General features: G+C 30.2%; 5 protein-coding genes. 1 reads left to right on the forward strand and 4 read right to left on the reverse strand.

Features of this window, described 5'->3' with window-relative positions:
- Positions 1-297 precede the first annotated feature (297 nt).
- Genes SULYE_RS05220 through SULYE_RS05235 form a run of 4 tightly spaced genes read right to left on the reverse strand, consistent with a single transcriptional unit; the run spans position 298 to position 4,572 of the window.
- On the reverse strand, positions 298-1,269 hold the full coding sequence (locus SULYE_RS05220) for a hypothetical protein (RefSeq protein WP_007547234.1): 972 nt from the start codon (positions 1,267-1,269) through the stop codon (positions 298-300).
- A gap of 27 nt (positions 1,270-1,296) precedes the next feature.
- Positions 1,297-2,010, reverse strand: coding sequence for a Crp/Fnr family transcriptional regulator (locus SULYE_RS05225; RefSeq protein WP_007547235.1), 714 nt, complete (start codon positions 2,008-2,010; stop codon positions 1,297-1,299).
- A 16-nt stretch (positions 2,011-2,026) separates the two neighbouring features.
- A complete protein-coding gene (locus tag SULYE_RS05230; protein ID WP_007547236.1) occupies positions 2,027-3,574 on the reverse strand; it encodes an MlaD family protein in 1,548 nt (515 codons plus the stop codon).
- Positions 3,575-3,576: 2 nt separating this feature from the next.
- Entirely contained in the window at positions 3,577-4,572 is a 996-nt protein-coding gene (locus SULYE_RS05235) for a 3-dehydroquinate synthase II (RefSeq protein WP_007547237.1), read from the reverse strand.
- Between the two features lie 112 nt (positions 4,573-4,684).
- On the opposite strand from SULYE_RS05235, the gene SULYE_RS05240 reads away from it, so the two are divergent.
- Positions 4,685-5,335 carry a Yip1 family protein gene (locus SULYE_RS05240; RefSeq protein ID WP_007547239.1) on the forward strand — a complete coding sequence of 217 codons (651 nt, stop codon included), beginning with the start codon at positions 4,685-4,687 and terminating at the stop codon, positions 5,333-5,335.
- Positions 5,336-5,658 lie beyond the last annotated feature (323 nt).

Consider the following 5,658-nt stretch of genomic DNA (forward strand, 5'->3'; position numbering starts at 1 on the left):
TAACGGTGTTTCTAATGTTTATATAGCCTTCTACTCTCAAAAGTTTAAAGAATCTTTTGAAGCTAAGTTGAAAGAAGAGGTAGAGAAGTTAAAAATTAATTCTTGAAAAGTAGTTTAATATTAGGAAAGAGGTCAGTATATTGCGAGCGTGCTGTAAAAATTTTTGTAAGTTTACCTTTTCTTGCTATTCTGAGGACTTTAGTCCGAAGGATCTTCTGTTTTTAAAAAGAGGAGATTCTTCGCCGGCTGCAGAATGACAATGTGGATTTTTGAAAAAGTCTCAAATTAGTTCTTGACTTACCATGCCTTCAATATCTGTTTAAGTTCTTCTAATTTTTCTCTATCTTCAGCATTTTCTATTTTCTCTAAAAGAAAATTTATAAATCTCAATACTTCATCTTTAGAGGAGCAAGTACTGTAAAACTTAGTTCTAGTATTAAAAAACATATGTATTGTTTTAGGATAAAAGAAATCTAAAGAAAATAAACTAAGGAGGTTTCTAACTAATGAAAGGTTATCTGTAAATACAATATGATAGACATACACAGGAGCAATATAGATTTTTATCTTTAAATCTTTTTGGTCTAAATTTATGCTTCTATTAAAAGGAGGTAGCCACTTGATAAAAGCATTTTGGATAATTTTGTTTTTGTAAACCTTGATATATTTTAAATTAAAGAGAGTTAATGAAAGATTTAAAAAACCTATGATTAATATACTTACTATTATACTAAAAACTAACTCAATGTAATTAACATAATAGGTTGGCTCTTCTCTAATTTTATATATAAGAAGAATTGTAGTACCTGTCATTAAAATAGCTAAAAATAACATAAACACAAATAACAATAATTTTGCAAAAATTGATATTAGGCTAAAATTATTTTTTAGCACTGTAATTGGTTCATCATCTCTTAGTTCAGCAAAATTTATTTTTTCTAAATATAAATCTTCTGAGAATGAATTTATTTTTTTATTATTTTGCATTTTTGCTGATTTTAATTCTCTTGTAAGAGAGAATGTAGCAAATGTAGCAAGTCCAATAGTAAGTAAGAAATACCCAGCAACCATACCAAGAATGATATAACCAGAAGTAGAATCTTTGTACAATTCATAGAGTGCAGAGTTTCTATCTCTAACATAAACCTTGGATGTCTTATCTAAACTTCTACCTATACCACCTCTACCACCTTTTGCAAAAGATGGAAATGAAAAAATTAGAATAAAACTTATCACAAATACTAAAAGTTTTCTTAATAAGTTTTTCATATTGTTTAGCTAAATAATTTTGATGATTTAACTAATCAAATCTTGAAGATAGTCTATATCAAAAATCTCTATTTTGCCTCTTTCTGTGTCTAATATTCCTTCTTTTTTCCATCTGCTTATTACTCTAATTGCTGTTTCTACCGTTGTTCCTGCCATTTCTGCTATATCTTGTCTTGTTATTGGGGCATTTATTACTACGTGGTCGCCTTCTTTCTTTCCAATCTTATCAACAAGTTCGAGAATAAGCGTTGCTATTCTTCCTTCTACCTTTTCAACAGCTAAGCTTTTAAGTCTGTCATATGCTTCAAGAATATTTTTAGTAAGCTCGCACGTTATTTTTACTGCTAAAGCAGGATACATTAAAAGCAGTTTTAAGAAATCCTGATTTGATATATATAAAACAGTTGTATCAATTAAAGCTTGAGCTGTATAAGTATTAACAGGTGGTCTGTTATCTTTCATAACAAGCCATCCAAAGCTTTCGCCTTTTGTTGCAAGTCTTAGTATTACAGTTTTGCCTTCGTTCGTTTCTTTGATTAGCTTTACTATTCCATCTATTACAAAATAAATACCCGGCTCTTTATCTCCTTCATAGAATATGTATTCACCTTTCTTAAATTTCTTTACAACAAAGAACTTTTCTATATTTTTTAACTCTTCTTCTTTAAGCTCTTTAAATAGTTCTAACTCTTTTAAAGCCTCTATTTTATCTATATTTATCCTTTCTCTTTCTCTCTTCATTATTTACCCCCAAATTTTATCTAACTTTTGGCAAACTGCCGAGAAGATATTTTAAATAATTGTCTGTAAATACAAATCCACCACCTACATAAAAGCCTCTAACGGAACTGTTTATTAAATCAGAGCCACCAAATTTTACAAATATTGGATAACCACTAAATCTGTACTCAAATCCAATATCGAACTCAGGATTGTTTGGCTGATTTATCAAATCTTTTCTATTAAATTTATAAAGGTCTGATACTAATTTCAAATTATCGTTTAATACTATATCTGCACCAAGGCCTGCTGAAGAATCTTTAATACCAAAACGAGCCCAAAGCTGTGTAGAGCCAAGTGTTAATATTTTTCTTGCATATTGAAGGTCAAAAAGTATTCCATATTTTTTTGTTACGTATGTTGTAGTTGTTCCGTTTGAAGTAATCTCTTCTTTTTTATCTACATAACCTTGGGAGTTAGAAAGTATTCCAACATAGTAGTACCTGTCATCTGTTGGTATAAATCTAAATGCTGCACCAGCTTTTGAATCATCGTTTCCTGTATGTTTCTCGCCTTGCATGATAACTTCAAGATTAGACTCTTTTACAACTTTAAACGGTTCTGCGAAAGATTTTACACCCTCATTTACGTTATTGTATAAATCATCTTGATTTACTAATTTTCCAAGAGTTCCTTTTCCTTCGTTAACTTTTGCCAAAAGTTCGTTTAAGTTTTGGGATGCTTTTTTGATATTTTCAATTGAGAGTTTTAAATCTTGTCTATTTTCACTAACGGCTTGTTCTATTTGTGTAGCTGCTTTATCTACAGAATCAAGAGTCTTAGGAGCTTTTTCTTTCAATGCAATAGATAGGTCTTTTAAGTTAGCAATCAACTTTCTTATATCTTCTCTGTTTTCTGCTGTTATATTTTTAGTGTTTTCAAGAGTTTTGTCTAAGTTTTGAATAATGCTTGGAAGCTGTTGCCTAATATCTGCTGTAATCTGTCTGATATTGGCTATAGACTGTCTTATATCTTCTTTGTTTTCTACTACAACATCATTTGTGTTTGAAGCAAATTTATCAAAATCTTCTATGAGTTTCTTTAATCTATCGTCACCGGTGGCTTTGTTTAAGTTATCCATTAGCTGAGCGAATTTTTGCGCTGCAACGTTGATTTGATTTATCATCTCTTCCGTTGAAGCAATTTTTGCTTGATTTTGAATAACCTGATTTTCTGCTAAATTACCGGTGTTAGGGCTGCCTGGGTTTATATAGATATACTTATCCCCCATTAAACCATAAGTTCTAATTGAAACAGTTGCATTTTTGTATAAAGGTATTTCTTTTTTTATTTTTAAAATAGCTTTAACTTTTCCATTTTCAAAGCTTATATCTTCAACTCTACCTGCTTTTACACCTAAAACCTGAACATCTGCACCCTTAGATAAACCCTGAGCATCGTCAAAGTAAACATAGTAGGTCTTAAAAGATTGACCTAACTCTTTGCCGCTAAATTTTATAATCAAATATCCTGTTAAAATTGATACCAATAAAACAAATATTCCTACTTTTTGTGAAGTTTTCATCTTTACTTCTCCAAAATAGTTTCTTCCACTTTCATTCCAAAATGTCTTCCAGCCTCTTCTACGTAGCCGACAATTTCATCTCCGACTTTTAAATCTACCACAGATATTGGCGTTCCATCAGGTTTTACAACTCTTATTGTTTCTGCATTTTGTAGTACTGCTGATAGTTTTTTTCCTTCATATTCAGCTTCTATTAAAAGCATAGGTCTTCTTTCTACCTTAGCCCTTCCTACATAGACAACCCTTCCGTTTCCGTTAAAATCATAAATCATTACTTCTTTTCCTGCTGAAAGCTCGCTTAAGTAGGTAGTTTTTCCATTTGGCACTCTTGTATACATATGAACTGCACCGGCATTAACTCTAAACGGTCTTGAAGCTACGTATTCAGATTCTTCCGTTTCTCCATGAACTAAAATCATTCCGGCTGAAGAATTTCCGACAAGCATTCCTTCACCACGTTTTAAGAGAGAGGTTGTATCTACCGCAACCCTATCACCCATTCCAATAGGTTTTATTGCGGTCACTTTTGCTTTAATAAAGTTTAATTTTTCAGTATCTTCTTTAATAACCTTAGCTACTTTTTTTACTTCGTTCATGTCTGTTGTTCTTAAAACAATACCTTTAACTCCCTTTTCAAGAATGCCAGCAGAGGTCTTTGCTTCTTCTGAATTTTTAACAATTGAGTATATATTGGGAGATTGGGCAATTAAGTTTTCAAGTGGAATGATAGTCCAGTCTGTTGTTTCTACGATTACTTTTTTACCACTTTTTGCAAGATTTGCCGCCTTTTCTTCATCAGCTTTATTTTCTATTTTTACTATTACAAAATCGTCAGAAAGATTTCCTTCTTTGTCTTGGATTATCAATTTAACTCTTCCCAGCTTTTTTATATCATTTGCTTGTTCTTCTTTTATTAATATAAAATCAACTCCAGATTCTATTGCGGTTGTTATTACAGCTTTAGGAACATTTCTGGCATCAAGAATAAACTCTTTCATTCATACTCCTTAACTAAGTTTATGGTTTTCTTAATTTTATCATAAATTAATTGTGATTACCATTAAAATGGTATAATTTAAAAACTAATAAAGCATTGTTTGAGGTGGTTAAATGTTAGATATATATCTAAATCCAAAAAAATCTATGGAAAAATTAGAGATTAAAGGCTACTTTGAAATGTTTTTAAAATATATTCTTCCTTTCTCTTTCTTTCCAGTACTTGGATATCTAATTGGTTTTACAGTATTAAAGTCAAACTATGTTTCTTCTATAAACCAGTTTTTAGACATGCTTAAAAATGACCCAAAGGCTGACAAATCAACTATTGACTATATGAATTTGATTTTAAACATGCTTCAAAATAATGATTTTAATAAAATCTTAATTTTCTTATTGATTGTATGGATATTTGAAATTTTTAAACCTATATTTTTAACAGGTTTAACTTACTTTTTTGGCAAATCTTTTGGCGGCGAGGATAATCCAATAAAAGTATTTAACCTTGTAGCCTATGCTGTTATACCCGTTTATCTATCTGAAATTACGTATATGATAAATTCTTCACTAACTGCTATTGCATTGTTTTTAAGCAGCTTCTATATGTTTTACATTATTTTTATAGGAAGTGAAAAGATTCTAAAAGTGCCTTCAGAAAATTCTAAAAACTTTCAGTTTATAGTGGTACTTATTATCTTTTATGTAATATTAAGTGGAATTTTAGGAATGCTTCAAACTAAGCTTATCCAGATGCTAATTAGCTAATTTAATTTACAAGTTATGCCGGTTTGGAGAAAATTTAGATTTGTTTAGACATATAAAGTATGATCAAATTATGTATTTGATATACATCGGATGATAAATTAAGTAAAAGTATAAGATTGCCAGCTACGGAGTGACAGAAAAAATAATACCTTTATCAAAAACTTTTTTAGAAAACAGTCTCAGGCAAAATTTAGAAGAAAAATTTTAAAAATTAAATAGGAGGGAAAAACTTGAAAAAGGCTTTAACCATTCTCTTTTTACTTCTTAGTCTTTTAGCTTTCAAAAACATAGCTTACGCAGAAACACCAATTGATGCGTGCTTT

Source organism: Sulfurihydrogenibium yellowstonense SS-5 (genome assembly GCF_000173615.1).
GTDB classification, from domain to species: domain Bacteria; phylum Aquificota; class Aquificia; order Aquificales; family Hydrogenothermaceae; genus Sulfurihydrogenibium; species Sulfurihydrogenibium yellowstonense.